Origin of the sequence: Mesorhizobium sp. WSM4308, assembly GCF_002294905.1 — a bacterium.
Lineage (GTDB): Bacteria > Pseudomonadota > Alphaproteobacteria > Rhizobiales > Rhizobiaceae > Mesorhizobium.
The window spans coordinates 45,573-71,736 of sequence record NZ_NSFW01000015.1 but is presented as its reverse complement, the minus strand read 5'-3'; the positions used below and the strand labels follow the sequence as shown (position 1 = coordinate 71,736).

The following is a 26,164-nucleotide window of genomic DNA, read 5'->3' as shown; positions in this document are numbered from 1 at the left end:
GGGATCAATCGTTGGTTTCGGTCTTCAGCGGCCGGGTCATCAGGGCCGTCACCGCCTGGCCGATGGTGATGGTGCCGTCCAGTATGGCCGCCACGGCGGTTATGATCGGCGCGTCGATGCCGCGCTCGGTGGCGATGCGGGCGGCGATCGCCGCCGTCGGCACGCCCTCGGCCAGCGCCAGTCCGGCAAGCGCCTTGCCTTGCCCGAGCGCCAGCCCGTAGGCGAAGTTGCGCGATTGCGCCGACGAGCAGGTCAGCAGCAGGTCGCCAAGGCCGGAAAGCCCCATTAAGGTCTCGGGCCTGGCGCCGAAGGCGGCACCGATGCGGCGCAGTTCGACGAAGCCGCGCGTCACCATGGCCGCCTGGGCGCTGGCGCCAAGCCCGGCGCCGGTGATGGCGCCCGCGGCGATGGCAAAGACATTCTTCAAGGCGCCGCCGATCTCGACGCCGATCAGGTCGTCGCTCGAATAGCAGCGCAGGTTTTCGGCGGAAAAGCGGGCGGCAAGGTCAGCCGCCAGCGCCTCGTCGCGGGCGGCGACCACGACCGCTGTCGGCAGGCCGCGGGCGACATCGGTGGCGAAGCTCGGGCCCGACAGCGCGGCGACCGGATTTCGCGGCAGGATTTCGTCGACAATTGCCGACAGCAAGGCGCCGGTGTCGCGCTCGATGCCCTTGGCGCAGAGCACAAGCGGGATGCCGCCCGGCATATGGTCCTTCGCGGCCGCCAGCGTCGCCCGCAGCGATTGCGCCGGCGTTACCGCCAGCACGCAATGGGCCCCCGAGAGCGCCGCCGCAATGTCTGTTGTCGCCTCGATGCCGGGCGCAATGGCGATGCCGGGCAGATAGCGTGGATTCTGGCCTTGGCCGATCGCGGCCACGGTTTGCGGATCGCGCGCGAACAGCCGCACCTTATGGCCGGCGCGCAGCATGGCCAGCGCCAGCGCCGTGCCCCAGGCGCCGCCGCCCAGCACGGCGACCCGCCAGCCGCCTTTATCGGGATTGCCGACGTCTTGGCCGCTCACCGTTTCACCCGTCATGCCTTGGCTCCGCGCCGGCCGGAACCGACCATCGGCGCCGAGATGCTGTCCAGCGGCCAGCGCGAGCGCGGCACGAAATCGAAGCCGTTCTCCTGCGCCATGCCTTCGCGCAGCCGTTCGATGCCGGCCCAGGCGATCATCGCGGCATTGTCGGTGCACAGTTTCAGCGGCGGCGCGACGAAGGTGAACCCGGCCTCGGCGCACAGCCGTTCCAGCGTTGCCTTGATGGTGCGGTTGGCGGCGACGCCGCCGGCAACCACCAGCGCCGGGTTTTTCGTGCCGGGAAATGTCTGGCCGAATCGCGCCAGCGCGCGCGAAACGCGGTCAGCCAGCGCATCGGCGACCGCCGCCTGGAACGAGGCGCAGATGTCGGCGACGTCCTGGTCGCTCAGCGGCTCGATCGCGGTCGCCGCCTGGCGCACAGCGGTCTTCAGGCCGGAGAAGGAGAAGTCGGGCTGCGCCGAACCCTTCATCGGACGGGGGAAGGCAAAGCGCGAGGCGTCACCCGATAGAGCCGCCGTCTCGACATTCGGTCCGCCGGGATAGGGCAGGCCGAGCATCTTGGCGGTCTTGTCGAAGGCTTCGCCGAGCGCGTCGTCGATGGTGGTGGCCCAGCGCTGATAGTCGCCGACGCCGCGCACCGCCAGGATTTGCGTGTGGCCGCCGGAGACCAGCAGCAGCAGATAGGGGAATTCGAGCCCGTCTGTCAGCCGCGCCGTCAAGGCGTGGCCTTCGAGGTGGTTGACGGCGATCAGCGGCTTGCCGGCAGCGGCGGCTATCGCCTTGGCCGTCATCAGCCCGACGATCAGGCCGCCGACCAGGCCGGGGCCGGCGGTGGCGGCGATGGCATCGATATCGGCTAGGGTCGTGCCCGAATCGGCCAGCGCGGCCTCGACGATGCCGTCCAGCGCCTCGACATGGGCGCGGGCGGCGATCTCGGGTACGACACCGCCGAAGGCGGCATGCTCCTCGATCTGGGATAGCACGATGTTGGACAGGATTTTCGGCGCGGCATCGCCCTCCAGCGCCACGACGCTGGCGGCGGTCTCGTCGCAACTCGTCTCAATGCCCAGAACGCGGATCAATTCGTCGCTATCCCAAGAGATTGTGCAGCCAGGCTTTCCCCTTTAGGGAGAATGCCGGAAACGCAAAGCCAGCCGGGGGGTTATCACGGACCGCGCGCCATGCAAACAATCTTGAAAATCGGAACACGCGGCAGCCCGCTGGCGCTGGCCCAGGCGCATGAAACACAGGCGCGGCTGATGGCCGCGCATGGCCTGCCGGCGGAAGCCTTCGAGGTCGTCATCATCTCGACCAGCGGCGACCGCATCCAGGACCGGCCGCTGTCGGAAGCCGGCGGCAAGGGCCTGTTCACCAAGGAAATCGAGGAGGCGCTGCTCGCCGGTGCGATCGACATCGCCGTGCATTCGTCGAAAGACATGCCGACACGATTGCCGGACGGTCTGGAGCTCAGCGCATTCCTGCCGCGTGAGGACGCGCGCGACGCCTTTGTCGGTAGGGCGGTAAAGACCATCGCCGAGCTGCCGCGCGGCGCCAAGGTCGGCTCGTCGTCGCTCAGGCGGCAGGCGCTGATCCGCCGCATGCGGCCGGATCTCGAGGTGGTGATGTTCCGCGGCAATGTGCAGACGCGACTGCGCAAGCTCGACGAAGGGATCGCCGCCGGCACCATCCTCGCCTATGCCGGGCTGAAGCGGCTGGGCCTGGAGCATGTCGCCACCGACTTGATGCCGCTCGACATTTTTCCGCCCGCACCCGGCCAGGGCGCGATCGGCATCGAGGCGCGCATCGGCGATCGCGCCGTCGAAGAAATGCTGGTCGCCATCCATGATGTGCCGACCGGGCAGGCTCTGGCTTGCGAACGCGCCTTCCTGGCGGCGCTCGACGGCTCCTGCCGCACGCCGATCGCCGGCCATGCGACGATCGAGGCCGGAAATCTTTCCTTCGCCGGCCTGATCATTTCACCCGACGGCACGCAGTCGCATGTGGTCGAATTGCAGGGACCGGCGCAGGATGCCGCTCGCATCGGCGATGAGGCCGCGCGGACGGTGCGGGCCAGGGCCGGCGAAAAGTTCTTCGACGGCTGGCTCTGAAGATGCTTCGCGTCCTGGTGACCAGACCGGAACCGGGCGCATCGCGCACGGCGCGGCGGCTTCAGGACACGGGATTCCAGCCGGTCGTTCTGCCGCTGACCGAAACAGTGGCTTTGCCTGTCGATGCGGGGCTCGTCACCGGCGATGCCGTCGCGGTTGCCGTTACCAGCGCCAATGCCGTGCGCCATGCCCCGAACGAGGTCATCGCGGCGCTTGCCGCCCTGCCTTGCCATGCCGTCGGCGCCAGGACCGCCGAAGCGGCGCGCAAGATGGGGTTTTCTTCCATCATTGAAGGCTCAGGCGATGCCGAGGCGCTGGCCAACGCAATGGCGGCGGCTTTTCCCGGCAAGACAGTCACCTATCTCTGCGGACGCGTGCGGTTTCCCGTGTTTGAACAACGGCTGGAGGCGGCTGGAGTCCGGCTCCGCGCCGTGGAGACGTATGACACGCTCCCGGTGCCGTATTCCGACGAGACCATCCTTGCGCTGCTGTCGGGCCAGCCGGTCGATGCGGTGCTGCTCTATTCGGCCAAGTCGGCCGCCGCAATGCAGGCCTTGACCAAGCGGCCGGCTCTGCAAGAGGCCTTTCAAAAAACGCGGTTTATCGCGCTCTCCGCACGCATCGCCGACGCTTTCGACGATGGCGCCGGCAAAGCGATCCGCGTTGCCGCACAGCCCGATGAGGAGGCGCTGCTGGCGCTTTTGCGGGTGCTGCCCTGAGCCGCGTCATCACACCGCCCCTTTTCACCGCTTGGTGATGTGCTAGACCCTTTCTGAACCATCACGCGCCGGCAGGCGCTGAGACGAAGCGAATTTTGCGGAGCCCAGGCATGGTCAAGACGCCGAAGATGCGACACTCGAAAAGCCGCCGCGAGCCGGTGACCATCGATCTCGAGCCCGGTGCCGTTTCCCGCATCGTCGAGGAGGGTGCCGCCAAGGCAGCGGCCGAGACAGACGAGGCGAAGGCTGAAGAAGCCGCCAATGCCTCGCAGCCGGAGGCTCCCGAAGAGCCGGTGCATGCCGACCAGACCGATCTCGAACCCTGGGAGCATGCCGACGGCGTGGGGCAGGCCGGAACCGAGCCGACCGCGGAGGCCAAGGCTGTTGAGCCGGAGATGCCCTATCCCGGTTCGGATGCGCCAGCCGACCGCACTGCCGCCTCCGACTACAATTTCGAGGATGCGTCGGCGAAGCGCACCGACGACGGCAAGGCAAAAACCCAGACGCGGGACGAAAAGATGGCGCCGGCCGCGGCAAAGCGTGGCGGCCTGAACGGCATCGCTGCCGGCATTATCGGTGGCGTCGTCGCGCTCGCCGGCGCCGGCGGCTTGCAATTTGCCGGCCTGCTTGGCGCGCCGGGTTCCGGCGCCGGCGTCTCGCTCGACGGCGTCAATGGCGAGATCGCTTCGCTGAAAACCGAGATTGCCGGGTTGAAGGACGGCGGCGGCAACAACGATGCAGCGGCCAAGGTGGTCGGACTTTCCTCGGGACTGGAGCAGGTAAAAGCCGATGTCGCGGCGCTGAAATCGGCGGTCGAACAAGGCGGCGCGGGCGACAATGCCGGGCTTGCAGCCCTTGGCGACAAGGTCAAGCAGATCGAAACCGCGGTCGCCGCCCTCGGCAAGGCCGGCAGCGCGGAGCCGGTCGATCTCGGCCCGCTCAACGAAAAACTCGCCGGTCTCGACGCGCTGGTGAAATCGACAGGCGAAGCGGCGAAGGCCCAGGACAGCCGGCTCGCCGCGCTGGAACAGTCGGTGTCGCAGCTTTCCGGCAAGGTCGAGGCGGCGGCAGGACAGCCGAAGATCGCGCTCGCCATTGCCGCGTCGGCCTTGAAGTCGGCGCTCGAACGCGGTGCGCCGTTCTCGGCTGAACTCGATACGCTCGCGGCGATTTCGCCCAACGCGCCTGAGCTCGCGACCTTGCGGCCCTATGCCGAAAAAGGCGTGCCCACCCGCACCGAGATCGCCGCGCAGATGGATGCCGCCGCCAATGCCATGGTCGCCGCCGCTACGCCGGTCGACCAGAATGCCGGCTTCCTGCAGAACCTGATGGCGAGCGCCGAATCGCTGGTCAAGGTGCGGCCGATCGGCGCCGTCGAGGGTCCCGGCGCGCCGGAAACCGTGGCGCGCATGGAAGTCGCCGTCACGCAGGGCGACTATGCCAAGGCGCTCGGCGAGTACAATTCGCTGCCTGAGGCCGTGAAGGCCGCCGGCGCCGACTTTGCCGGCAAACTGAAGGCGCGCATCGAGGTCGAAACCCAGGTCGACGCGCTGATCTCCGGCGCGATGAAGGCATGAGGGCAAAACGATGATCCGCCTGCTCGCCTTCCTCATCGTCGTCTTCGCGCTCGGGCTCGGCTTTGCCTGGCTGGCCGACCGGCCGGGCGACATGGTCGTCACCTTCAACGGCTATCAGTACCAGGTCAGCCTGATGGTGGCGGCGGTGGCCATCGTCGCCGTGGTCGCCGCCGTGATGATCCTGTGGTGGCTGGTCAGGTCGCTGTGGAACAGCCCCTATACCATCTCGCGCTATTTCCGCGTGCGCCGCCGCGACCGCGGTTATCAGGCGCTGTCGACCGGCATGATCGCGGCCGGCGCCGGCGACGGCGCGCTGGCCCGCAAGAAGACCAAGGAAGCGGCCAAGCTGATCCGTTCCGATCAGGAACCGCTGATCCATCTGCTCGAGGCGCAGGCCTCGCTGCTCGAAGGCGACCATGAAGGGGCGCGCCAGAAGTTCGAAAGCATGCTCGACGATCCCGAAATGCGGCTGCTCGGCCTGCGCGGGCTTTATCTCGAAGCCGAACGGCTGGGTGACCGCAATGCCGCCCGCCACTATGCCGGCCGCGCTGCCGCCGTTGCGCCGCAGCTGGCCTGGGCGGCCGAATCGACACTGGAGGAATTGACCGCGCGCGGCGATTGGGACGGCGCCTTGAAACTGGTCGACGCGCAGAAGGCGACGCGGCAGATCGAGCGCGACGCCGCCAACCGCCGTCGCGCCGTGCTGTTGACCGCCAAGGCGCAGTCGCTTGCGGACAGCGATCCCAATGCGGCAAGAAGCGCGGCGCTAGAGGCCAACAAGCTGCAGCCGGATTTCGCCCCTGCCGCGGTTGCCGCCGCCGCAGCGCTGTTCAGGCAGAACGATGTGCGCAAGGGTTCGAAAATCCTGGAGACCGCCTGGAGGGCCGAGCCGCATCCCGAGATTGCCGAGCTCTACACCCATGCCAGGCCGGGTGACGCCGTGCTCGACCGTCTCAACCGGGCGAAGAAGCTGCAGGAGATGAAGAAGAACCACGCCGAATCGTCGATGACCGTGGCGCGTGCCGCGCTCGACGCACAGGATTTCGCCACCGCTCGCAGCGAGGCCGAGGCGGCGATCCGGATGGACCGCCGCGAAGGCGCCTATCTGCTGCTGGCCGACATCGAGGAGGCCGAGACGGGCGACCAGGGCAAGGTGCGGCAGCTGCTCTCCAAGGCGGTACGAGCGCCACGCGATCCGGCCTGGGTCGCTGATGGCGTCGTTTCGGAACGCTGGGTGCCGGTATCGCCAGTTACCGGACGGCTCGACGCCTTCGAGTGGCGCGCGCCGATGGAGCGGCTTGGCCAGTTGATCGACGGCCGCGACGATGCGCCTGAGGCCACCGTGCCGGTGATCGAGGCGCTGGCGAAGCCGGCCAGTGAAAAGCCGGTCGAAGCGATCGAGCCTGCCACGGCGGGCAGCGAGACAACGGGCAAGGGAACCGATAGAAGCGAAGACCAGGTCACGCCGGTCACGGCGGCTGCGTTCGCGGCGGTGCCGGCCGATGCCGAGGCCGTCGAGCCGGCTGAAGAATTGGCGCGGCTGCCGGATGATCCGGGCGTCGATCCGGACGAGGAAGCGGAAAAATCGCCGCGCCGCTTCCGGCTGTTTTGATCTTGGCCTTCGGGTGATTGACTTGGCCCTTGGGCCGTTTGGGAATGGATTGATGTTCGAACGCGTTCTATCGTTTCTCAGGGATTTGCCGGCCGGCGCCGGGGCGCATACCAGCACGGACGATCCGCGCGTCGCCGCCTCGGCGCTGCTCTACCATGTGATGAATGCCGACGGCGTGCGCCAGGATGTCGAATGGGAGCGGTTCAAGGCCGTGCTCTCCGAGAGCTACTCGATCAGCGGCGCCGAACTCGAAGCGCTCGCCGCTGCCGGCGAGCGGGCCGACAATGAGGCGATCGACCTCTATGCCTTCACCAGCGTGCTCAAGCGCCATCTCGACGCGGACGGGCGCAAGGCCTTCATCGGCCTGATGTGGGAGATCGTCTATGCCGATGGCGAGTTGCACGAACTCGAGGACAATACGGTGTGGCGCGTCGCCGAACTGATTGGCGTCGAACGCCACGACCGGGTCGAGGCGCGCCGCAAGGCGGCGGCGCAGGCGCCGGGCGCGCGCGGAATTTCGAGCGACGAATAGACGGGAACTCGCCTGACGATGCCGCGTGCAACGAGCTCGAAGCCAAAAATCCTGATCCTGCTGCACCAGGAGAATTCGAGCCCCGGACGCGTCGGCCATATGCTCATCGAAGAGGGTTTCGAGCTCGATATCCGTCGGCCGCCGCTCGGCGACGCCTTGCCGGAGACGCTGGACGGCCATGCCGGCACGGTGGTGTTCGGCGGACCGATGAGCGCCAATGACGAGGATGAGTTCGTTCGCCGCGAGACCAACTGGCTGGAAATCCCGCTCAGGGAAAACCGGCCGTGCCTCGGCATCTGCCTTGGTGCGCAGATGCTGGTCAACCATCTCGGCGGCAAGGTCGAGGGCCACGGCGAAGGGCTGGTCGAGATCGGCTGGTATCCGATCAAGGCGACCGAGGCCGGCAGGAACCTCATGCACTGGCCGGAAATGGTCTACCAGTTCCACCGCGAGGGCTTTTCCCTGCCCAGCGACGCAACGCTGCTGGCGACGGCCGAGACCTACCCCAACCAGGCGTTTCGCTATGGCGACAATGCCTGGGGCATCCAGTTCCACGGCGAACTGACCCGGGTGATGATGCAGCGCTGGGTGGTGCGCGGCGCGCATCGCTTCGAATTGCCGGGCGCGCAGCCCGGCCGCGATCACCTCGGCGGCCGGCTGATCTGGGACATGCATCTGAAGCGCTGGCTGGACGAATTCCTGCGCATGGTGTTCGGCAGGCCGGCGGTGCGATAGCTCCGTCCGTTTCGCAATTCCGGGCGGACTGTTATTCTAGGGTTCGAGCACCGGCCGCATGAAGCTGCGCTCATAGCTCAAAATGCTGCGATTGCGTTTTTCCGCTTCAAACACATCCTGGCATTCCGGGTCGGCCGCCATCCGCATGCGATAGTCCTCGTAGTCGGCAAGGCTCGGAAAGCTGAACATGGCATAGGCGATATTGTTGGCTCCTTCGCTCGGGAGGAAATAGCCATGATGGTTTCCGCCGAGGCGATTGACCAGACCGATCCAGCGGCGGCCATATTCTTCAAACTCGGCAAGCTTGTAAGGGTCGATGACATATTTCAGGTAGCACGTGATCATGGGATTTCCTGTGACAGGGTGAGGTATCTTGCCGGCCATCGGCGAGCGTCAGTTGCGCCCGTCGAGGTGGCGAACCTTGCGCAATTGCGGGAACAGATACGCCCACAGGCCGGCGACCGCGATGGCGCCGACGCCGCCGATCACCACCGCAGGGACGGTGCCGATCAGCGCCGCCATGGTGCCGGCACGGAATTCGCCGACCTCGTTGGAGGCGCCGACGAAGACCTGGTTGACGGCGTTGACGCGGCCGCGCACCTCGTCCGGCGTCCACAGCTGGATCAGCGTCTCCCTGATATAGACGCTGAACATGTCGGTGGCGCCGAGGAGGGCCAATGCGACGATCGACAGCCAGGTGAGGGTGGACAGTCCAAACAGCACGGTGGAGGCGCCGAATGCCGCGACGAAGCCGAGCATGATCACACCGGCATGGTTGCGGATCGGGTGTCCGGCGAGCCACACCGCCACGCAGATGGCGCCGATGCCCGGGGCCGAACGCAGCAGCCCGAGGCCCCACGGGCCGAGCTGCAGGATGTCGCGCGCATAGACCGGCAGCAATGCCGAGGCGCCGGAGAGAAGCACGGCGAACAGGTCGAGCGAGATGGCGCCAAGCACGATCTTCTCGCTCCAGATGTAGCGGAAGCCGGCAAACAGCGTCGCCATGGAGGGCTTGTCGGTGGCGGTCCGCTGGGCGGGCCTGGGAATGGTGAAAATCAAAAGGGCGGCAGCCAGCATCAGGATGGCGGCGCTGGCGTATGCGACCTCCGGAGAAACGCCGTAGAGCAGGCCGCCGGCAACCGGTCCAACGATGGTCGCCGTCTGCCAGGCGGACGAGTTCCAGGCAATCGCGTTGCCGAAATCCTCCGGCGGCACCAGATTGGCGAACAGCGAGGACGAGGCCGGGCCGTAAAAGGCCCGTGCCGTGCCGAACATCGCGAGCACGGCGAAGATCGGCAGCGGGCTGGCGAGACCGCGCAGCGTCAGGACCAGCAGAATGAGGGCGCATATGCCCTCGATCACCGTCGACAGCGCCATGATCAGCCGGCGTCCGAAGCGGTCGGCGACGACGCCGGTGACCAGCACCAGAAGCAGGGACGGCAGGAACTGGACGATGCCGACAATGCCGAGGTCGAAAGGATCGCGGGTCAAATCATAGACCTGCCAGCCGACGGCGACGGAGACGATCATGGTCGCGAAAGTGGTGAGGAAGCGCGCCGTCCAGTAGCTGAGGAAGGCTTTGTGCCGGAAGGCAGCGTAACGCTGCTCAGGTGAAGTCTGCAGGGATGTCATGAATATAAGGGCCCCGTTGCGATGGCATTGGAGCGACGTCCAATTGGACGCACAAAGTATGCTCCAACACTGTTTGGTTTCGCATCGTGCTTTCCGAAAATCGGAGTGGATTTTCGGGCCGATGCGATTGCCGGCGGGGCACTTCCCGGATGGGCGCTGGTCCGACCAATGGAACGTCTAGCAAAGTTCGATGCGCGATGTGTGCGAAAATCAGCACTGGATCAAGGGATTTTCAGCCCGTTGCGTCCATCGCACAAGGACGTTACTGCCGAAGTGCCGCCGAAATGGCGTCGAGCCCGCCTCGCAACTCGACCTCCGTCGGCCAGCCGAAGCCGACGCGGAAGAAGCGCTTTTCCATTTCGAACCAGTGGCCAGGCCCGACATAGGTGCCATGGTTTTCCAGCAGGTTCACATAGAACCGGTCGAGATCGAAGCCGGGTTCGACATTGAGGCGCGGGAAGCCGACGACACCGCCTTCGGGCCGCACCCAGTCGACCAGCGGCTCGCGGTCGATCCAGGCCTGGACGATGTCTCGACGCTTCGCCATTTCGGGCAGCAGCACTCCCAGGAAGGCGTCCCGGCGTTCGAGCATGCCGCGCGCAATGCCTTCGTCGATGACGCTGCCGCAGATGCCGATCTGTTCCTTGGCGGCAAGGAACGTCTCCTGTAGCGCTGGATCCCTGGTGATCAGCCAGCCGATGCGGATGCCTGGAATGCCGAAGGCCTTCGACAGCGACGCGACGCTGATTGCCTTCGGGCTCAGCGAGGCTGCCGACGGCAGGCGCCAGCCATAGGAAAGATCGCGATAGGTCTCGTCGACCAGCAAATGGCAGTTGCGGCTTTCCGCGAGGGCTACCAGCGCGTCGAGATCGGCCCGGCCCATCATCGTGCCGGTCGGGTTGTGCGGGCAGGTAACGCTGATCAGCCTGGTGTTCGGCCGCATCGCCGCCTTGATGGCCTCGACGTCGATGGCAAAGCCGTTCTCGAAGGCCAGATCGACAAAGCTGATGGCGCAGCCGATCGCGCGTGGGGTTTCGATGTTGGTGGCGTAGTTGGGCCGGATGACGACCAGATGGTCGTTCGCCGACAGCAGCGACGTCGAAATGATGAACAGCGCGCCGGCGGCACCGGCGGTGACCAGCACATCGCCAGGCGAGATGCCGGCATCCTGCGCCGCGATCAGCGCACGCAAGTCCTTGTCGCCGCGATGCTCGCCATAGAACAGCGTGAGGTCCGGCAAGGACAGGCCAATGTCGGAAAGCTTCTGGTCGGCGATCGAACTTTCGGAAAGATTGTAGCGGATGCGGTCGTAGCCGTACTCCTCCGGCGCCTCTTTCTCGATCACCATCCTGGTGTAGTTCATGGCTTTCCCCACATGGCCTTTGTCTGGTCTATCCAAGCCACAAAAGCAGGAAGCCTGCCAAGGCGGTTTCGCCGGCAGGCTTCTGTTCCAGTCGTCCTAAATATTGGCTCAGGCCTGAATGCTCAGGCCGAAACCTTCGCCCTGCGGCCCTTGGCCTTGACAGGCGCCACCTCGACCTTGCGGCCGAGTCCGATGGACTTCGCCAGTTGCGAGCGCGAGGCCGCATAGTTGGGAGCAACCATCGGATAGTCCGAGGGCAGGCCCCATTTGGCGCGGTAGGCGTCCGGCGTCAGGCCAAAATGCACGCCGAGATGGCGCTTCAGCGATTTGAACTTCTTGCCGTCTTCGAGGCAGATGATGAAATCCGGCGTCACCGACTTCTTCGGGTTGACCGCGGGAACCAGGGGAGCCGCCACCGGCACCGCCGGCTTGCTAAGCCCGCCGATCGAGGTGGCGACGCTGGCGATGAGGTCGGCCAGGCCGGAGGCGGGCAGGCGGTTCTTCTCAACGTAGGCGGATACGATGTGGGCGGTCAGCTCGAGAAGGTCGATGCGAGCGTCGTTGCTATCGTCGGTCAATGTTTCCTCCGTCTATGGTGCACGGCCTCGAAAATGGGGATCGTTTTCGAAAGGACGAGGCACAAATCAAAAAATGCTGAAGGGTCTTCAAGCGTATCCAGTGGAGCGCGCGGGTTAGTGCGCGAAATTCCTAGTCGGCAAATCTGCGCAACGCAATGATTAAGCGCGGCGTCACACGTTATTTTGAACAACTATACTAAACAGTAATAATATCAGACAATCAGCGCCTTGTCTCGCCACAGACGAAATCCGCCTTCGAAGGCGCGTGTGTTGTCACCGCGCCTGGCCTCGGCCGGTAACTCGTCGAGCTTATCGACATTGCCGCCGCCAATGATGACATAATCTGGCTGCAGGGCGGCGCGCAGACGGGTGACGACGTCGAAGACGTATTTGCGCCACTTCTTCTTGCCGTACTTTTCCAGGCCGCGCTCGCCGACATAGTCCTCGAAACTTCGGCCTTTCCTGTAGGGAAGATGGGCGAGCTCCATCGGCTGGCCGACATTGTCGAAGACCATCGCCGCACCGAGGCCGGTTCCCAGCCCGAGGAACAGCATGCGCCCGCCTTCATAGCTGCCGATAGCCTGCATCAACGCATCGTTGACCACCTTGACCGGCTTGCCGAACTGCGCGTCGAAATCGAAGCCGGCCCAACCCTTGCCGAGATTCTTGGGATCGAGCACCGGCTTGTTGTGACGCACCGGGCCGGGATAGCCCATCGAGATGACGTCGTAGGACAGGCCCTCGGCGAGCTTCTTCACCTTGTCGATCATCTGCTGCGGCGTCAGGTCCGGGCCGGAATCGTCCCGGCGCTCGGCGCCGCCGGCGCTGGTCAGGATCTTGACGTGCGAGCCGCCAATGTCGATCGAAAGCACGATCTGCCCGGCGTCCGATGCCGTCTGCTTCACCGCCTTGGCCATCGTCTCTCCTCCGCTCATGCCACCGGGTCGATCCAGCCGTTGGGAGGCCCGAAGCCGGCCATGGCGTCGGCCGGCCCCCATGTCTTCGGCTCATAGAGATGCGGCGGCGTGGTGTCGCCGAGCACCGGCCCGACAATGCGCCAGGCAAGCTCGGCCGCGTCCTGGCGGGTGAAGAGCTGGCCATTGCCGTTCATGGCGTCGCCGATCAGGCGCTCGTAAGGCGGCATGTCGGCCTTGCTGTCGTCGAGCGCCGTGAGTTCCACCTGTTCGCCGACCATGTCGTCGCCGGGTGCCTTGCGCTGCGCGCCGATGGCGATCACCACTTGCGGGTCGATGCGGAAACGCACGTAGTTCTGGTCGGCGGGCTTGATCGGGTCGAAGACGTCGAGCGGAGGGCGCTTCAGCCGCACCACCACTTCCGTGACATGCACGGGCATGTTCTTGCCGGCGCGGATGAAGAAAGGCACATCCTGCCAGCGCCAGGTGTCGACGAAGAAGCGCACCGCCGCGAAGGTCTCGACCGGCGAATTCGGCTTCACGCCGGGCTCGGCGAGATAGCCGGTGAACTGGCCGCGCACGACATCGTCTTTTGTCAGTGTCCGTATCGCCCTGAGAACCTGCACCTTCTCGTCGATCAGGTCGTCGGCCGAGCGGCCGACCGGCGGCTCCATGGCCAGCAGCAAGAGGATGTTGAGCAGATGGTTCTCGATGACATCCCTGATGCAGCCGACATCGTCATAGAAGCGGCCGCGGCCCTCGACGCCGAAATCCTCGGCCATGGTGATCTGCACGCTCTCGACGAAATTGCGGTTCCAGATCGGCTCGAGAAAGGAATTGGCGAAGCGGAAATAAAGCAGGTTCTGGATCGCTTCCTTGCCGAGATAGTGGTCGATGCGGAAGATCGACTGCTCGTCGAACACCAGATGCAGCACGCGGTTCAGCCAGCGCGCCGACTGCAGATCATGGCCGAACGGCTTTTCCACCATCAGCCGCGCGCCACGCGCGGTGCCCGACTGCTCCAATCCTTGCACGACAGTCTCGAACATGGTCGGCGGCACCGCCATGTAGTGCAGCGGCCGCTGGGCGGTGCCAAGCGCGGTCTTCAGCTTCTCGAAGGTGGCCGGATCGCGGTAGTCGCCGCTGACATAGCGCAGCAGCGAGGCGAATTTGGCGAACACCTTCTCGTCGATCTTGCCGATGGCGTTGACGATGCCGTCGCGGGCGCGGGCCTGCAACTGCTTGATGTCCCAGGCGTCGAAGGCGACGCCGATCACCGGTTCGGTGAGCGTGCCCTTGGCGACCATCTGGTAAAGGGCCGGAAATATCTTCTTGTGGGCGAGGTCGCCGGTGGCGCCGAAGAGCACCAGCGTGTCGGACCGTTCCTGGCTCATACGTGCGTCTCCCCAGGCCGCGTCACTTGCCGGCCTTCGGCTTTTCGACATGGCCGCCGAAGGCATAGCGCATGGCGGACAACAGCTTGTCGGCGAATTCGGATTCGCCTTGCGAGGAGAAGCGGTCGAACAGCGCCGAGGACAGCACCGGCGCCGGCACGCCGGTGTCGATCGCGGCCTTCAGCGTCCAGCGTCCTTCGCCCGAATCCGAAACCCGGCCGCCGAACTGCGCCAGGCCCGGGTCGCCCTTCAGCGCGCCGGCGGTGAGATCGAGCAGCCAGGAGCCGATGACGCTGCCATGCCGCCAGACCTCGGCCACCTGCGGAAGATCGATGTCGAACTGGTAGTATTGCGGGTTTTCCAGCGGGCTGGTCTCGGCGTCGGCCGTGCGTTGCCGCTTGCCGGCATTGGCCGACTTCAGGATGTTCATGCCTTCGGCATAGGCGGCCATGACGCCATACTCGATGCCGTTGTGCACCATCTTGACGAAGTGGCCGGCACCGCTCGGCCCGCAATGCAGGTAGCCGAAGGGTGCGGTGCCGGCGGCCTTGTCGGGGGCCGGCGCGTTGGCATCGGCGCCGGGCGCCAGCGTGGCGAAGATCGAATCGAGGTGCTGCACCGCAACGTCGGGACCGCCGATCATCAGGCAGTAGCCGCGCTCGAGGCCCCAGACACCGCCGCTGGTGCCGACATCGACAAGATGGATGCCCTTGGTGGCCAGTTTCGCCGCCTGGTCGACGGCGTCGTGATAGTAGGAATTGCCGCCGTCGATGACGATGTCGCCGGGCTCCATCAGGACCGAGACCTGATCGATGATTTTGCCGGTGATCGCCGCCGGCAGCATCAGCCAGACACAGCGCGGCTTGGCGAGCTTGCCGACGAATTCCGTCAGGGATGCCGTGCCCAGCGCACCGTCGCTCACCAGGGCCGCGACGCTTACCGGGTTGATGTCGTAGACGACGCATTCATGGCCATCGCGCATCAGGCGCCGCACCATGTTGGCGCCCATCCGGCCCAGTCCCATCATTCCGATCTGCATGGTTTCGTCCTGTTTCCTAGAGATTTTCTGGGTTTGTCGAGGAAGGATCTTAGCCGCTATCCCGCTCGCCTGATGTGACGGAGAAGTCGACATTCTCCCAATCGCCGGTTCCGGGCCAGAAAAAAGTGAAGATCAGCGTGCTTCCGCCGCGGAGGCTGGCGGTGGGAAGATCGGCAAGATGGATGCCGAAGGCATTTTCCGCCGTCTGGCTGTCATGGGCGGTTGCCCAATTGTCGCTGCTCCAGTGTACCGTGGCCGTGGCCAGCAATTCGATGCGCAGCGTCTTGCCCTCGGGCAGCGTGCGGATCTTGTTGTTGAAGCGCCAGGTCCTGAACGGCGATGTGGTCTTGCCCTGGATGTAGCGCTTTACGCCTTGCGGCGGCATGTCGAAGACAACGCCGTCGCGCAGCGAGCGCAGCAGCTTGATATGCTCGGAATGCGCCCAGACCAGCGGCATGGCGCTGCCCGAGGGGCGGCCGTGCAGCAGTTCGCGCTCGGGCAGGTCGGCGCTGTCCCAGACCTGCTCCGGCAACAGGCCGCCGGGCTCGGCCGAACCTTCCAATGCCGCCAGAAGATTGGCTGCCTTGTCCTTGCGCCCCGCCGCCAGTTCATAATGGGCGCGTTCGCCGGCCAGAAGCGGCCATGGCCGGCCCTGGCCGGTGCCGTCGAAAGGGGCGCCGTCCTGGTGTTCGCCATAGCCGTCGCCATTGTAGCGATACCAGAGCGGGCCTTGCGGCAGCGCGCAGCGTAACTGCGCGTCGATGACCTTGACCGTATCGACGATGCGCGGGTCATCAGCCGACCTCAGGCCGAAGCGCACCAGCGCCAGCGCGTCCGGGCTGACGATTTCCTGCGCCGGGCGGTTTGTGTCACCGGGCGGCCGGTTCTTGATCGGTACATAGCCGTCCTTCGGCGAGGCGGCCTCGGCGCTGTCGGGCGGCGCGATGCGGACATAATAGCCTTTGACGCCGGCCGCCTTGCCGATGGCCGTGTCGGTGGCATAGGTCCAGCGTTCGACCTGGTCGTTCCAGCCATCCGATGTCTCGCGCAGATAGATTGCTTCGTCCTTCTTGCCGCAGGCATCGAGCAGGTCTGCAGCGGCAAGCAGCGCCGCGATCTCCACCGCCAGCGTGAACGGGCTGTAGCCGGCATCCTCTTCCCAGCGATCCTCGCCGGTGACCGGTCCATTGCGCACGACATAGGTCGCGGCGCGCTCGATCATCGGCAGGAAAGCGGCAAGCCTGGCGCGGGGCAGGTGTCCCGCGCGATGCAGGGCGTCGGCCAGAAGCAGCGGGAAGGCGCATTCGTCCATCTGGATGCCGGGCCAATAGGCCGACCCGTCGAGCCAGGCATTTTGCGGCCAATGTCCGTCCGGCTGCTGGATGGAGCGCAGATACTCGAGGATCTGCAGCGCCGAGCCGGCATCGCCGGCGGCGAGAAAGCCGCCCGCCGTCTCGACCAGATCGCGCGGCCAGACCAGATGGTAGCCGCCGAGATCGTCGTCGCCCTTGTTGAAGCCCCAGGGGATGGACAGGCTGGCGACCCCCGCGCCCGGCATGGCGGTGGAGCGGTGCGTCGCCAGAACCGCGGTCGAGGCGCGATAGGTGTTGATGCCGGATGCCGCGTGCCGGTCCAGCGGCAGCAGTCCCGCCTGCCATTTGCGCCAATTCTGGACATAGGCCTTGGCCGTGGGCTCAAAGCCCCTCTTCAGGCTGGCGAAGGCATTTTCGGCGGCCTCGTCCGCTGTCGCGCCGAAACCCAGCGCCAGAACGGCTTTTGTCTTGGTCGGCGAAAAGCCGACCTCGCCGGTCAGTGCGACATTGCCGTCTTCGGCGCGCTGGCAAGCCGGATCGAGGATGCCGGTATGGTTGAGTTGCTGCCAGCCGTCGAAGAAGCCGACGTAGCCGGCTGAACAATCCCGCCAGGGCAGCGACGAGGCCAGCGCCAGGCAAGAGCCGCGGCCCGAGGCGAACAGCACGGGCTGTCCCTTGTGGTCGCCGACCCAGGCGGTGTTGCCCATGCCGGCATTGACCAGATGCGGCGCCAGAAGCGCGTAGACGCGGTAATCGCCGGGCGCACCTTTAAGCGCCGTGAAGGTGATTTCCTGCAGCAGCACGGGTTGCGCCGGGTCGCAGAGGATGCGCTTCTCGATGCGGTAGGCGCCGTCGCCGGCGGTGTTGACCAGCCGGTAGGCGGGCACGCCGGCCTCGAAGGGCTCGATTTCATGCGCGGCATCGCGCTTCTCTTCCGAGAAATAGCCGCCGGGACCGGTGACGATCAGGCCGAGATCGCGCGTGCAGGCGCTGTCGAGCCGTGGATAGTAGACTTCGTTGAGGATGCCGTGGCTGATGGTGAACCAGATGTGGCCGGCCGGCGAAAGCGACGTCCCGACGCCGCTCTTGGCGCTCGACGTCCAGCGCGCCGGAATGCCCGGCGCGCCCGGGGGAACGATCGGCGTCACTGCCATCTCTGTTGGCCTCCTGTGCGCATGGCTTACCCATCCACCGACGCCATTTCAATTGGCGCACCGCAAGTTGATCGGCAGGCTTTGCGGATTGCAGTTGACAGGCCGCTATGCCATCTTCATTTGTCTGACAATCGATAAAAAACAGGAACGCAGGCGCGACTTTCCACCTAAAATCCGCACGACCAGCAACTCTTGGGAGGAGTATGAACATGAAGAAACTGTTAGCTCTGAGCGCTCTTGCCGCGATGCTCGCATCAGGCACGGCGCTTGCCGATACCAGCGGCAAGAAGATCGCATTCTCGAACAATTACGCCGGCAATTCGTGGCGGCAGGCGATGCTCGACAGCTACGGCATCGTCACCAAGAAGGCGGTCGCCGACAAGATCGTCGGCGCGGCCGACATCTTCACCACCGCCGACAAGGAAGTGCCGACGCAGGCAGCCCAGGTGCAGAACCTGATCCTGCAGGGCTATGACGCCATCGTCATCAACGCCGCCTCGCCGGATGCGCTCAACGGCGCCATCAAGCAGGCCTGCGACGCCGGTATCACGGTCGTCTCCTTCGACGGCACCGTGACCGAGCCCTGCGCCTACCGCGTCGTCGTCGACTTCAAGGACATGGGCAAGCAGGAAGTCGAGCAGATGGCCAAGTTCCAGCCCAAGGGCGGGAACCTTTTGGAAATCCGTGGCCTGGCCGGCACCTCGATCGACGATGCCATCCATGCCGGCATCCTCGAAGGCGTCGCCGCGCATCCCGAGTTCAAGATCGTCGGCTCGGTGACCGGCGACTGGGATCAGACGACGGCGCAGAAAGCGGTCGCGACCATCCTGCCCTCATTGCCCGATATCGTCGGCATCGTCGACCAGGGTGGTGACGGCTATGGCGCCGCACAGGCTTTCGCCGCCGCCGGCAAGCCGCGCCCGACCATCATCATGGGCAACCGGCAGGACGAGCTGAAGTGGTGGAAGGAACAGAAGGACAAGGACGGCTACAAGACCTGGTCGGCTTCGATCGCGCCCGGCGTGTCGTCGCTCGCCTTCTGGGTGGCGCAGCAGGTGCTCGATGGCCGCAAGGACATTCCGCACGACCTGCTGGTGCCGTATCTGGCCTTCACCCAGGACGACTTCGAGGCAGCCCTGCCGAAGATCAAGGAAGGCGGCGTCGCCACCCACGAATACACGCAGGAGGACGCCCTCGCGGCGATCAAGGCCAACATCAAGTGAATGTCGCGCTTGCGTTGCCCTTCGTACCATCGCGCGGATATATCTAGGCATGCCCGAAGGGAACGCTGACATCATCAGACTGAACGGCGCCGAAAAACATTTCGGCGCCGTTCGCGCGCTGGGCGGGGTGGACTTCCACGTCCGGCCCGGCGAATGCGTCGGCCTGGTCGGCCACAATGGCGCCGGCAAATCGACGCTGATGCACATGGTCGCGGGCACGCTCACGCCCGACAGCGGCCAGATCGGCGTGCATGGGGGCATCGAGGACAACTACTCGGTGTCGCGGGCGCAAAAGCTCGGCATACGCTGCGTGTTCCAGGAACTGTCGCTGTGCCCCAATCTCAGCGTCGCCGAAAACACGCGCATCAACCATGCCTCGCTCTCGGGCCTCGGCTGGCGGCGCAAGGCGGCCGCGCTGATCACCGCCAAGCTTGACGAGATCTTTCCCGATCACGGCATCTCGGCCTGGGATATTGTCGGCGACCTGTCGATCGGCCGGCGCCAGATGGTCGAGGTGGCGCGCGCCTTCACGGTGACGCAGGACAGGCTCGACCTCGTCATCCTCGACGAGCCAACATCATCGCTGGACGCGCACACGGCTGGCCAATTGCTGGCCTTCGTGCGCCGCTTCATCGCCGGCGGCAAGAGCTGCATCCTGATCTCGCATGTTCTGGGCGAGGTGCTCAGGAATGCCGACCGCATCGTGGTGATGCGCGACGGCAAGGTGGTGGTCGCCGACGCGGCGAATGCCTTCGACCGCGACCGGCTGGTGACCGCGATGGGCGGGGCGGAAGCGCGCCAGAAGATCGCCGCCGAGATTGCCGCGGCCAAGCCGGCTGGCGGTCCGTTGCGGGTGCGGGCGCGTCCCGCCGCGCAGAAGGACGGCGCCGACCTTGTCGCCCGCGCCGGCGAGATCATCGGCCTTGCCGGGCTGGCGGGACATGGCCAGACCGACCTGTTGCTGGCGATCTTCGCGGCCGCCTCCCGCGCCAGGACCGGCATCGAAGTAACCGCGCCGGTGGCGCTGGTCGCCGGCGACCGCCAGTCGGACGGGATCTTCCCGCAATGGTCGATCGCCGAGAACATAGGCATCCGCTCGCTGGCGCGCTTGCGCAACGGGCTGCTGATCTCGCCGCGGCGCGAGGCCGAGTTGGCCCAGTTCTGGCAGAAGAAGATCGGCATCCGCACGCCCGACATGAACAACAACATCTTCTCGCTTTCGGGCGGCAACCAGCAGAAGGCGCTGTTTGCCCGCGCGCTCGGCTCGGATGCCCAGATCGTGCTGATGGACGATCCGATGCGCGGCGTCGATATCGGCACCAAGCTGGAAGTCTACGACCTCGTGCGCGAGGAGGCTGGCCGCGGCCGCACCTTCCTCTGGTACACCACGGAAACCGAGGAACTCGACAATTGCGACCATGTCTATGTCTTCAAGAACGGCCGCATCGTCGCCAATCTGGGTCGCGACGAATTGACCGAGGAGAAGATCATCCAGTCCTCCTTCGGCGATGCGGCCTGAGATGACCGCCGCCAGCCTCGACGCCACTGCCAGGAGTTCCGCCGAGCGTGGCGCGCTGGCCCGTGCCCGCCTGCTGCGCGGGCTGCTGCCGGCGCTGTCGCTGGCATTGGTGCTGCTCGCCATCGCCTGGCTCAACCCACGCGCCATCAGCTATTTCGGCTTCAGCCTGATGCTGAACCTGGCGATCCCGATCGCGCTGGCGACGATCGCGCAGATGTTCGTCATTTCAGGCAATGAGCTCGACCTGTCGATCGGCACCTTCGTCGGTTTCGTCGGCTGCGTCACCGCGACCTGGCTGAAGGACGCGCCGCTCATCGGCGTCGCCATCCTGGTTGGCTCGATCGGCGTCTATGCGCTGCTCGGCGCGCTGATCCGCCTGCGCAATCTGCCGTCGATCGTGGTGACGCTCGGCATGAGTTTCGTCTGGCAGGGGCTCGCCATCCTCGTCCTGCCCAAGCCCGGCGGCAAGGCGCCGGACTGGCTGCTGGCGATCATGTCGTTCAAGCCGCCCTTCGTCCCGTTCCCGATCATCGCGGCGCTGCTGATAGGCCTCATCGTCCATTTCGGCCTGATGCGCACCTCCTATGGCGTAATCCTGCGCGGCTCCGGCGGCAATGCGGCCGCGCTCAAGCGCGCCGGCTGGTCGCTGCTCAAAACCAAGATCGTGCTGTTCGCGCTGGCAGGCGTGTTCGGTGTGCTGTCGGGCATGGCGCTGATCGGCATCACTACCTCGGCCGATGCCAATATCGGCAATGGCTATACGCTGCTGTCGATCGCCGGCGTCATCCTCGGCGGCGGTGAATTCGTCGGCGGCCGGGTGTCGCCGATCGGCGCGGTGATCGGCGCGCTGACACTGGCGCTGGCCGCCTCGCCGCTGCTCACCTTCATGCACATTCCGCCGGACTGGCAGGTGGCCGCCAACGGCGCCATCCTGATCATCGTGCTGGCGGCGCGGGTGCTGATCAGCCGCAGGGAGAGGTAAGCGATGATCCTTGTTAGATCGCTGGCCGGCAAGCCCTGGGTATGGTCGTTCCTCGGCGCGCTTGTCGTGTGGCTGGCGACGATCGCCTTCACCGGCGGCTACGGCGCCGGCGGCATGGTCACGGCGGCGTTGTCGCTCGCGGTGTTCACGGTCATCGTCGGCGTCGGCCAGATGTTCGTCATCACGCTTGGGCCCGGCAATGTCGACCTGTCGCTGCCGGCCAATATCGGGCTCGCCAGCGCGGTCGCCATGAAAGTGATGGCCGGCAGCGATTCCATGATCGTTGTAGGCCTTCTGGCGGCGCTCGCCTGCGGCGCTGCGATCGGCGCGGTCAACTATCTGCTGATCTGGGCGCTGCGCATTCCGCCGATCATCGCCACCTTGTCGGCGAGCTTCATCATCCAGTCGATCGACATCAGCTATGGGCGTGGGCTGCAGATCAAGCCGCCGCCCGGCTTTGCCGATTTCACCAACTGGCAGATCCTGGGCATTCCGGTGCTGGCGGTGCTGACCGTGCTGTTCACCATCGGCGCGGCCATCGCCCTGCAGCGCATGATCTATGGCCGCTCGGTGCTGGCGATCGGCCAGAACATCCGCGCCGCATGGCTCGCCGGCGTCAATGTCGGCCGCATCCGCTTCCTCACCTACACGCTGTCGGGCGCGCTCGGCGGCTTCGACGGCGCGCTGCTCGCCGGCTATTTCCGCGGCGCCAATGTCGATATCGGCAGTGAATATCTGCTCGCCTCGATCGCCGTCGTCGTCATCGGCGGCACGTCGGTGGCCGGCGGCAAGGCCAATGTGCCCGGTGTGTGGGGCGCGGCGCTGTTTCTGGTGCTGCTCTTGACCATGCTCAACACATTCGGGGTCAGCGCGGGCGTTCGCCTGCTTTTGACGGGGCTGATCATCGTCGGGGTGATTACGGCGGCAGGCGGGGAAAAGGCGGTGCGGTGATCGCCGTTCCCGAGCGTCCGGCGAGCATCGCCGCAAGCTTCTGGGGCAGCCCGTCGCGCCGCCAAACGTTGGGCCAGCCCAACAGCGGGTTCCCATTCGCGGCGCGGCCTAGTAAACCCTTCCGCGATCTCAGTCGGTCCCGGGAGGGCTCTGCTTGTCCAATTCTGTCAGCGTCGTGAACGACAATGGCGTCGCCATCGTCACCATCGACAATCCGCCGGTCAATGCACTGAGTTTCCATGTCCGCGAGCCGCTGATGCAGGCGCTTGTCGACTTGCGCGATGACGCTTCGGTCACGGCCATCGTGATTGCCTGCGCCGGGCGGACCTTTGTCGCCGGCGCCGACATCACCGAATTCGGCAAGCCGGTGCAGCAGCCTGATCTGCGCGCCACCGTTGCGATGCTGGAAACCATCGCCAAACCGACGGTCGCCGCCATCCACGGCACCGCGCTCGGCGGCGGGCTGGAACTGGCGCTCGGCTGTCATTTCCGCGTTGCCGATGCCGGCGCCAAACTCGGCCTGCCCGAAGTGAAGCTCGGCCTCTTGCCGGGCGGCGGCGGCACGGTGCGGCTGCCGCGCCTGGTCGGCGCGGTGAAGGCGCTGAAGATGATTGTCTCGGGTTCGCCGGTCGGTGCCGACGAGGCGCATGAAGCCGGGCTCGTTGACGCTGTCTTCGAAGGCGACCTCACCACGCATACCGTGAACTTCGCCCGGGAAATCGCCCGCAAGGGTGGTCCGTTCACGCCGGTGCGCGATCGCGATGACGGGCTTGGGGAAACCGATCTGGCGGCTTTCGACGCCGAGGCGGCGGACCTCGCCAGGAAAGCGCGCGGGCTGGAAGCGCCGGTCGCCTGCGCGCAAGCCGTGCGCAACGCCCTCACGCTACCCTTCGACGAGGCGCTGGCGGCGGAGCGCGCGCTGTTCGCGAAACTGGTCGCCAGCGACCAGTCGCGGGCGCAACGGCACCTGTTCTTCGCCGAACGCGAGGCGGCGAAGCTTCCGGGCAAGGACACGCCCAAGCGCAGGATTGCCCGCGTCGGCGTCATCGGCGCCGGCACCATGGGCGGCGGCATCGCCATGGCCTTCGCCAATGGCGGTTTTTCGGTCACCTTGCTGGAAACCAGCGCGGAAGCGCTGCAGCGCGGGCTGGGCATGATCGAGAAGAACTATGCCGTCTCCGTTTCGCGTGGTTCCCTGACCGAAGACGCCAGGCGTCAGCGGCTCGCCCAGTTCAAGGGCTCGACCGACTATGCCGATCTCGCCGATTGCGACCTGATCATCGAGGCGGTGTTCGAGGACATGGCGGTGAAGAAGCAGGTTTTCGGCAAGCTGGATGCTATCGCCAAGCCGGGCGCCATCCTCGCCACCAACACCTCCTATCTCGACATCAATGAAATCGCCGGCTCGATCTCGCGGCCGCAGGATGTGCTCGGCCTGCATTTCTTCTCGCCGGCCAATGTCATGAAGCTGCTGGAGATCGTGCGGGCCGACAAGACCGCGCCGGATGCGCTGGCGACGGTGGTCGATCTCGCGCGGCGGATCGGCAAGGTGGCGGTCGTCGTCGGCGTCTGCCACGGCTTCGTCGGCAACCGCATGCTGGCCGCACGCGGTTCGGAATCGGAAGCGCTGCTGCTGGAGGGCGCGACACCCAGCCAGATCGACAAGGCGTTCACCGATTTCGGCTGGCCGATGGGCCCGTTCCAGATGGGCGATCTCGCCGGCCTCGACATTGGCTGGCGCAACCGCAAGGCGCGTGGCCTGACGGCCGACATCGCCGACACGCTGTGCGAACTGGGACGTTTCGGCCAGAAGACCGGTCGGGGTTTCTATCTCTACGAAGCCGGCGCAAGGGCAGGCGTTCCAGATCCGGAGGTCGAGGCGCTGATCCGCGACAAGGCTGCTGAGAAGGGCATTGCGCCGCGCGCGATCAGCGCGGAAGAAATCATCGAGCGCACGCTCTATCCCCTGATCAACGAGGGAGCGAAAATCCTCGAAGAGAAGATCGCGGCCCGTGCCTCCGACATCGATGTCGTCTGGGCCAATGGCTACGGTTTTCCCATCGGCAAGGGCGGCCCGATGTTCTGGGCCGGTCTCGAAGGGCCGGCAAAGATCGTCGAACGGCTCGACCAGTGGCACAAGCGGACCGGCAAGGACGTGTTCAAGCCGGCTCCGCTGCTGAAGCGGACGGCCGAGACCGGCTCCTGGGAGGCGGAGGCGTAAACGTCGTCGAGCCGCGCGGTGTTGCCGCGCCATTCCCTCACACGTGCTTGCGGCCGCCGGTCTCGCGGAACCAGTTGTCGGGGTAGGGATACCACCAGTCCTGGATCGCCGGTCTGTGGTCTATGATGACCATCTTCGAGCGACGGAAGGCATCGAGCCCCTGCCGTCCCAGTTCGCGGCCGAGGCCTGACGCCTTCCAGCCGCCGAAGGGCAGGGCGTCATTGTCGATCAGCGGGTTGTTGACCCAGACCATGCCGGCCTCGAGCCGTTCGGCCGCCTCATGCGCTTCGGCGAGGTCGGTGGTGAACACCGAGGCGCCGAGCCCGAACGGGCTGTCATTGGCAAGCCGTATCGCCTCGTCGAAATCCTTCACCCGGCAGATGGCGGCGACCGGCCCAAAACACTCTTCGCGCACGATCGCCATGCCAGGGGTGACGCCAGTCAGGATCGTCGGCTCGTAGAACCAGCCGGTGTCGTGCGACGGCGGGATGCGCCCGCCGGTGACGGCCTCGGCGCCATGGGCAATGGCGTCATCGACAAGACGCATGACCTTGGCTCGAGCCGCTTCGCTGACCAGGGGGCCGATCTCGGCCTTGTCCATGCCGTTGCCGATGCGCAGCGCGCGTGTCCTTTCGGCAAACAACTCGACGAAGCGGTCATGCACGGCATCGACGACGAAGAAGCGCTCGGCCGAAGTGCAGACCTGGCCTGTGAGGTGGAAGGCGGCGGTGACGCTGCCGGCCGCGGCGACCTCCAGCGGCGCGTGTTCGCTGATGATCAACGGGTCGCTGCCGCCGGCCTCGATGACGCAAGGCTTCATGCGTTCGGCGCAGGCGACGGCCACCGCCTTGCCGGCGGCGACCGAGCCGGTGAAGGCAACCGCATGGGTGCGGTCGGACGTGATCAGCCCCTGGGCGGTCGCCGCTCCGCCGGGCAGGCAGGAGACCAGGCCTGCCGGCAGCGAGCGGAACACGGCCATGTAGTCCAGCGTCGACAGCGTCGTCGCCTCGGCCGGCTTGACGATGCAGGCATTGCCCGCGGCAAGCGATGCCGCCACCGTCCAGCACATCAACAGGATCGGAAAATTGTAGGGCATGATGTGGACGGAGACGCCATAGGGCTCGTAGCGCGCATATTGGAACGAGCCGGCCTGCGTCGTTCCGGCGATCTTGCCGGCGTCGTCGCGCGCCATCTCGGCATAGTAGCGGAAGATCGGCGCGCAATTGGCGATCTCGCCGATGGCTTCCGGATAGGGCTTGCCCATCTCGCGCACCATCAGCTCGGCGCAGCGGGTGAAATCGGCGGCCTCGATGGCGTTGGCTACGGCATGCAGGTGCTTCGCCCGGCTCTTGGCATCGAGCCTTTTCCAGGCGGCCTGCGCCCCGGTCGCGGCGGCGAGCACAGTATCGATCTCACCGTCGCTGGCCGCGGCGATGGCGCCGACCGTTTCCAGCGTGGCCGGATCGATCACCGGTTTGTTTGCACCGGCCATAGGCCGGTAGTCCGGATTGACGAAGAAGGTCGGCCGGTCAGCGGAGAAATGCATGGACATCCTCTCA

General features: G+C 65.8%; 22 protein-coding genes. 11 read left to right on the top strand and 11 right to left on the bottom strand.

All coding sequences use genetic code 11. The features are described 5' to 3' along the window. Positions 1–4: 4 nt before the first annotated feature. Both CK227_RS25530 and tsaD read right to left on the bottom strand, forming a co-directional pair. Positions 5–1,036, bottom strand: a complete 1,032-nt coding sequence (locus CK227_RS25530; protein ID WP_095774751.1) for an NAD(P)H-dependent glycerol-3-phosphate dehydrogenase — start codon at positions 1,034–1,036, stop codon at positions 5–7. Next, positions 1,033–2,118 (bottom strand): tRNA (adenosine(37)-N6)-threonylcarbamoyltransferase complex transferase subunit TsaD, encoded by a 1,086-nt coding sequence (tsaD, locus tag CK227_RS25525; RefSeq protein ID WP_179296525.1) that lies wholly within the window; start codon positions 2,116–2,118, stop codon positions 1,033–1,035. The genes CK227_RS25530 and tsaD overlap by 4 nt, the downstream gene beginning before the upstream one ends. Positions 2,119–2,220: 102 nt before the next feature. Here tsaD and hemC point away from each other — a divergent pair, with 102 nt between their 5' ends. The 6 genes from hemC (at position 2,221) to CK227_RS25495 (ending at position 8,322) form a co-directional block, all read left to right on the top strand. Beyond that, the gene (gene hemC, locus CK227_RS25520) at positions 2,221–3,147 is read left to right on the top strand and encodes a hydroxymethylbilane synthase (RefSeq protein ID WP_095774874.1); all 927 of its coding nucleotides are present in this window, start codon (positions 2,221–2,223) and stop codon (positions 3,145–3,147) included. 2 nt (positions 3,148–3,149) lie between these two features. After that, positions 3,150–3,866, top strand: a complete 717-nt coding sequence (locus CK227_RS25515) for a uroporphyrinogen-III synthase (protein ID WP_095774749.1) — start codon at positions 3,150–3,152, stop codon at positions 3,864–3,866. Positions 3,867–3,976: 110 nt separating this feature from the next. After that, positions 3,977–5,443, top strand: a complete 1,467-nt coding sequence (locus CK227_RS25510) for a COG4223 family protein (protein WP_095774748.1) — start codon at positions 3,977–3,979, stop codon at positions 5,441–5,443. A gap of 10 nt (positions 5,444–5,453) precedes the next feature. After that, on the top strand, positions 5,454–7,055 hold the full coding sequence (locus CK227_RS25505) for a heme biosynthesis protein HemY (RefSeq protein WP_095774747.1): 1,602 nt from the start codon (positions 5,454–5,456) through the stop codon (positions 7,053–7,055). Between the two features lie 52 nt (positions 7,056–7,107). After that, a complete protein-coding gene (locus CK227_RS25500; RefSeq protein WP_095774746.1) occupies positions 7,108–7,587 on the top strand; it encodes a TerB family tellurite resistance protein in 480 nt (159 codons plus the stop codon). Between the two features lie 18 nt (positions 7,588–7,605). Beyond that, entirely contained in the window at positions 7,606–8,322 is a 717-nt protein-coding gene (locus CK227_RS25495; protein WP_095774745.1) for a glutamine amidotransferase, read from the top strand. Positions 8,323–8,358: 36 nt separating this feature from the next. Here CK227_RS25495 and CK227_RS25490 read toward each other — a convergent pair whose 3' ends face one another. The 8 genes from CK227_RS25490 to CK227_RS25455 form a co-directional block, all read right to left on the bottom strand. Then, positions 8,359–8,667 (bottom strand): NIPSNAP family protein, encoded by a 309-nt coding sequence (locus tag CK227_RS25490; RefSeq protein WP_095774744.1) that lies wholly within the window; start codon positions 8,665–8,667, stop codon positions 8,359–8,361. A gap of 48 nt (positions 8,668–8,715) precedes the next feature. Beyond that, positions 8,716–9,954, bottom strand: coding sequence for an MFS transporter (locus tag CK227_RS25485; protein WP_095774743.1), 1,239 nt, complete (start codon positions 9,952–9,954; stop codon positions 8,716–8,718). Between the two features lie 262 nt (positions 9,955–10,216). Then, the gene (locus tag CK227_RS25480; RefSeq protein ID WP_095774742.1) at positions 10,217–11,317 is read right to left on the bottom strand and encodes an aminotransferase class I/II-fold pyridoxal phosphate-dependent enzyme; all 1,101 of its coding nucleotides are present in this window, start codon (positions 11,315–11,317) and stop codon (positions 10,217–10,219) included. Positions 11,318–11,439: 122 nt separating this feature from the next. After that, on the bottom strand, positions 11,440–11,895 hold the full coding sequence (locus CK227_RS25475) for a MucR family transcriptional regulator (protein ID WP_095774741.1): 456 nt from the start codon (positions 11,893–11,895) through the stop codon (positions 11,440–11,442). Positions 11,896–12,107: 212 nt separating this feature from the next. Further along, entirely contained in the window at positions 12,108–12,812 is a 705-nt protein-coding gene (locus CK227_RS25470) for an ROK family protein (RefSeq protein ID WP_095774740.1), read from the bottom strand. A gap of 14 nt (positions 12,813–12,826) precedes the next feature. Beyond that, positions 12,827–14,203: a glucose-6-phosphate dehydrogenase gene (gene zwf, locus CK227_RS25465; protein ID WP_095774739.1), complete on the bottom strand. Its 1,377-nt coding sequence runs from the start codon at positions 14,201–14,203 to the stop codon at positions 12,827–12,829. Positions 14,204–14,225: 22 nt separating this feature from the next. Next, positions 14,226–15,242: a phosphogluconate dehydrogenase (NAD(+)-dependent, decarboxylating) gene (gnd, locus tag CK227_RS25460; protein ID WP_095774738.1), complete on the bottom strand. Its 1,017-nt coding sequence runs from the start codon at positions 15,240–15,242 to the stop codon at positions 14,226–14,228. Positions 15,243–15,291: 49 nt separating this feature from the next. Further along, positions 15,292–17,709: a glucan 1,4-alpha-glucosidase gene (locus CK227_RS25455; protein WP_095774737.1), complete on the bottom strand. Its 2,418-nt coding sequence runs from the start codon at positions 17,707–17,709 to the stop codon at positions 15,292–15,294. A gap of 209 nt (positions 17,710–17,918) precedes the next feature. On the opposite strand from CK227_RS25455, the gene CK227_RS25450 reads away from it, so the two are divergent. From CK227_RS25450 to CK227_RS25430, 5 genes are all read left to right on the top strand, one after another. Further along, on the top strand, positions 17,919–18,932 hold the full coding sequence (locus CK227_RS25450; RefSeq protein WP_095774873.1) for an ABC transporter substrate-binding protein: 1,014 nt from the start codon (positions 17,919–17,921) through the stop codon (positions 18,930–18,932). A gap of 49 nt (positions 18,933–18,981) precedes the next feature. Beyond that, complete coding sequence (locus tag CK227_RS25445; RefSeq protein ID WP_095774736.1) at positions 18,982–20,451, top strand: sugar ABC transporter ATP-binding protein; 1,470 nt, start codon at positions 18,982–18,984, stop codon at positions 20,449–20,451. 1 nt (position 20,452) lies between these two features. Further along, positions 20,453–21,433, top strand: coding sequence for an ABC transporter permease (locus CK227_RS25440; protein ID WP_179296517.1), 981 nt, complete (start codon positions 20,453–20,455; stop codon positions 21,431–21,433). Positions 21,434–21,436: 3 nt separating this feature from the next. Further along, positions 21,437–22,384, top strand: a complete 948-nt coding sequence (locus CK227_RS25435; protein WP_095774734.1) for an ABC transporter permease — start codon at positions 21,437–21,439, stop codon at positions 22,382–22,384. Between the two features lie 154 nt (positions 22,385–22,538). After that, entirely contained in the window at positions 22,539–24,605 is a 2,067-nt protein-coding gene (locus CK227_RS25430; protein ID WP_095774733.1) for a 3-hydroxyacyl-CoA dehydrogenase NAD-binding domain-containing protein, read from the top strand. A 37-nt stretch (positions 24,606–24,642) separates the two neighbouring features. Here the strand turns inward: CK227_RS25430 and CK227_RS25425 are convergent, their stop codons facing one another. Further along, on the bottom strand, positions 24,643–26,151 hold the full coding sequence (locus tag CK227_RS25425) for an aldehyde dehydrogenase family protein (protein ID WP_095774872.1): 1,509 nt from the start codon (positions 26,149–26,151) through the stop codon (positions 24,643–24,645). Positions 26,152–26,164 lie beyond the last annotated feature (13 nt).

Coding starts and splice junctions, on each gene's coding strand:
- CK227_RS25515 (WP_095774749.1), top strand. CDS start 3,150: ATGCTTCGCGTCCTGGTGACCAGACCGGAACCGGGCGCATCGCGCACG.
- CK227_RS25495 (WP_095774745.1), top strand. CDS start 7,606: ATGCCGCGTGCAACGAGCTCGAAGCCAAAAATCCTGATCCTGCTGCAC.
- CK227_RS25425 (WP_095774872.1), bottom strand. CDS start 26,151: ATGCATTTCTCCGCTGACCGGCCGACCTTCTTCGTCAATCCGGACTAC.
- CK227_RS25440 (WP_179296517.1), top strand. CDS start 20,453: ATGACCGCCGCCAGCCTCGACGCCACTGCCAGGAGTTCCGCCGAGCGT.
- CK227_RS25470 (WP_095774740.1), bottom strand. CDS start 12,812: ATGGCCAAGGCGGTGAAGCAGACGGCATCGGACGCCGGGCAGATCGTG.
- zwf (WP_095774739.1), bottom strand. CDS start 14,203: ATGAGCCAGGAACGGTCCGACACGCTGGTGCTCTTCGGCGCCACCGGC.
- CK227_RS25455 (WP_095774737.1), bottom strand. CDS start 17,709: ATGGCAGTGACGCCGATCGTTCCCCCGGGCGCGCCGGGCATTCCGGCG.
- CK227_RS25485 (WP_095774743.1), bottom strand. CDS start 9,954: ATGACATCCCTGCAGACTTCACCTGAGCAGCGTTACGCTGCCTTCCGG.
- gnd (WP_095774738.1), bottom strand. CDS start 15,242: ATGCAGATCGGAATGATGGGACTGGGCCGGATGGGCGCCAACATGGTG.
- CK227_RS25450 (WP_095774873.1), top strand. CDS start 17,919: ATGAAGAAACTGTTAGCTCTGAGCGCTCTTGCCGCGATGCTCGCATCA.
- CK227_RS25435 (WP_095774734.1), top strand. CDS start 21,437: ATGATCCTTGTTAGATCGCTGGCCGGCAAGCCCTGGGTATGGTCGTTC.
- CK227_RS25480 (WP_095774742.1), bottom strand. CDS start 11,317: ATGAACTACACCAGGATGGTGATCGAGAAAGAGGCGCCGGAGGAGTAC.
- CK227_RS25530 (WP_095774751.1), bottom strand. CDS start 1,036: ATGACGGGTGAAACGGTGAGCGGCCAAGACGTCGGCAATCCCGATAAA.
- CK227_RS25510 (WP_095774748.1), top strand. CDS start 3,977: ATGGTCAAGACGCCGAAGATGCGACACTCGAAAAGCCGCCGCGAGCCG.
- CK227_RS25445 (WP_095774736.1), top strand. CDS start 18,982: ATGCCCGAAGGGAACGCTGACATCATCAGACTGAACGGCGCCGAAAAA.
- CK227_RS25500 (WP_095774746.1), top strand. CDS start 7,108: ATGTTCGAACGCGTTCTATCGTTTCTCAGGGATTTGCCGGCCGGCGCC.
- CK227_RS25490 (WP_095774744.1), bottom strand. CDS start 8,667: ATGATCACGTGCTACCTGAAATATGTCATCGACCCTTACAAGCTTGCC.
- CK227_RS25505 (WP_095774747.1), top strand. CDS start 5,454: ATGATCCGCCTGCTCGCCTTCCTCATCGTCGTCTTCGCGCTCGGGCTC.
- hemC (WP_095774874.1), top strand. CDS start 2,221: ATGCAAACAATCTTGAAAATCGGAACACGCGGCAGCCCGCTGGCGCTG.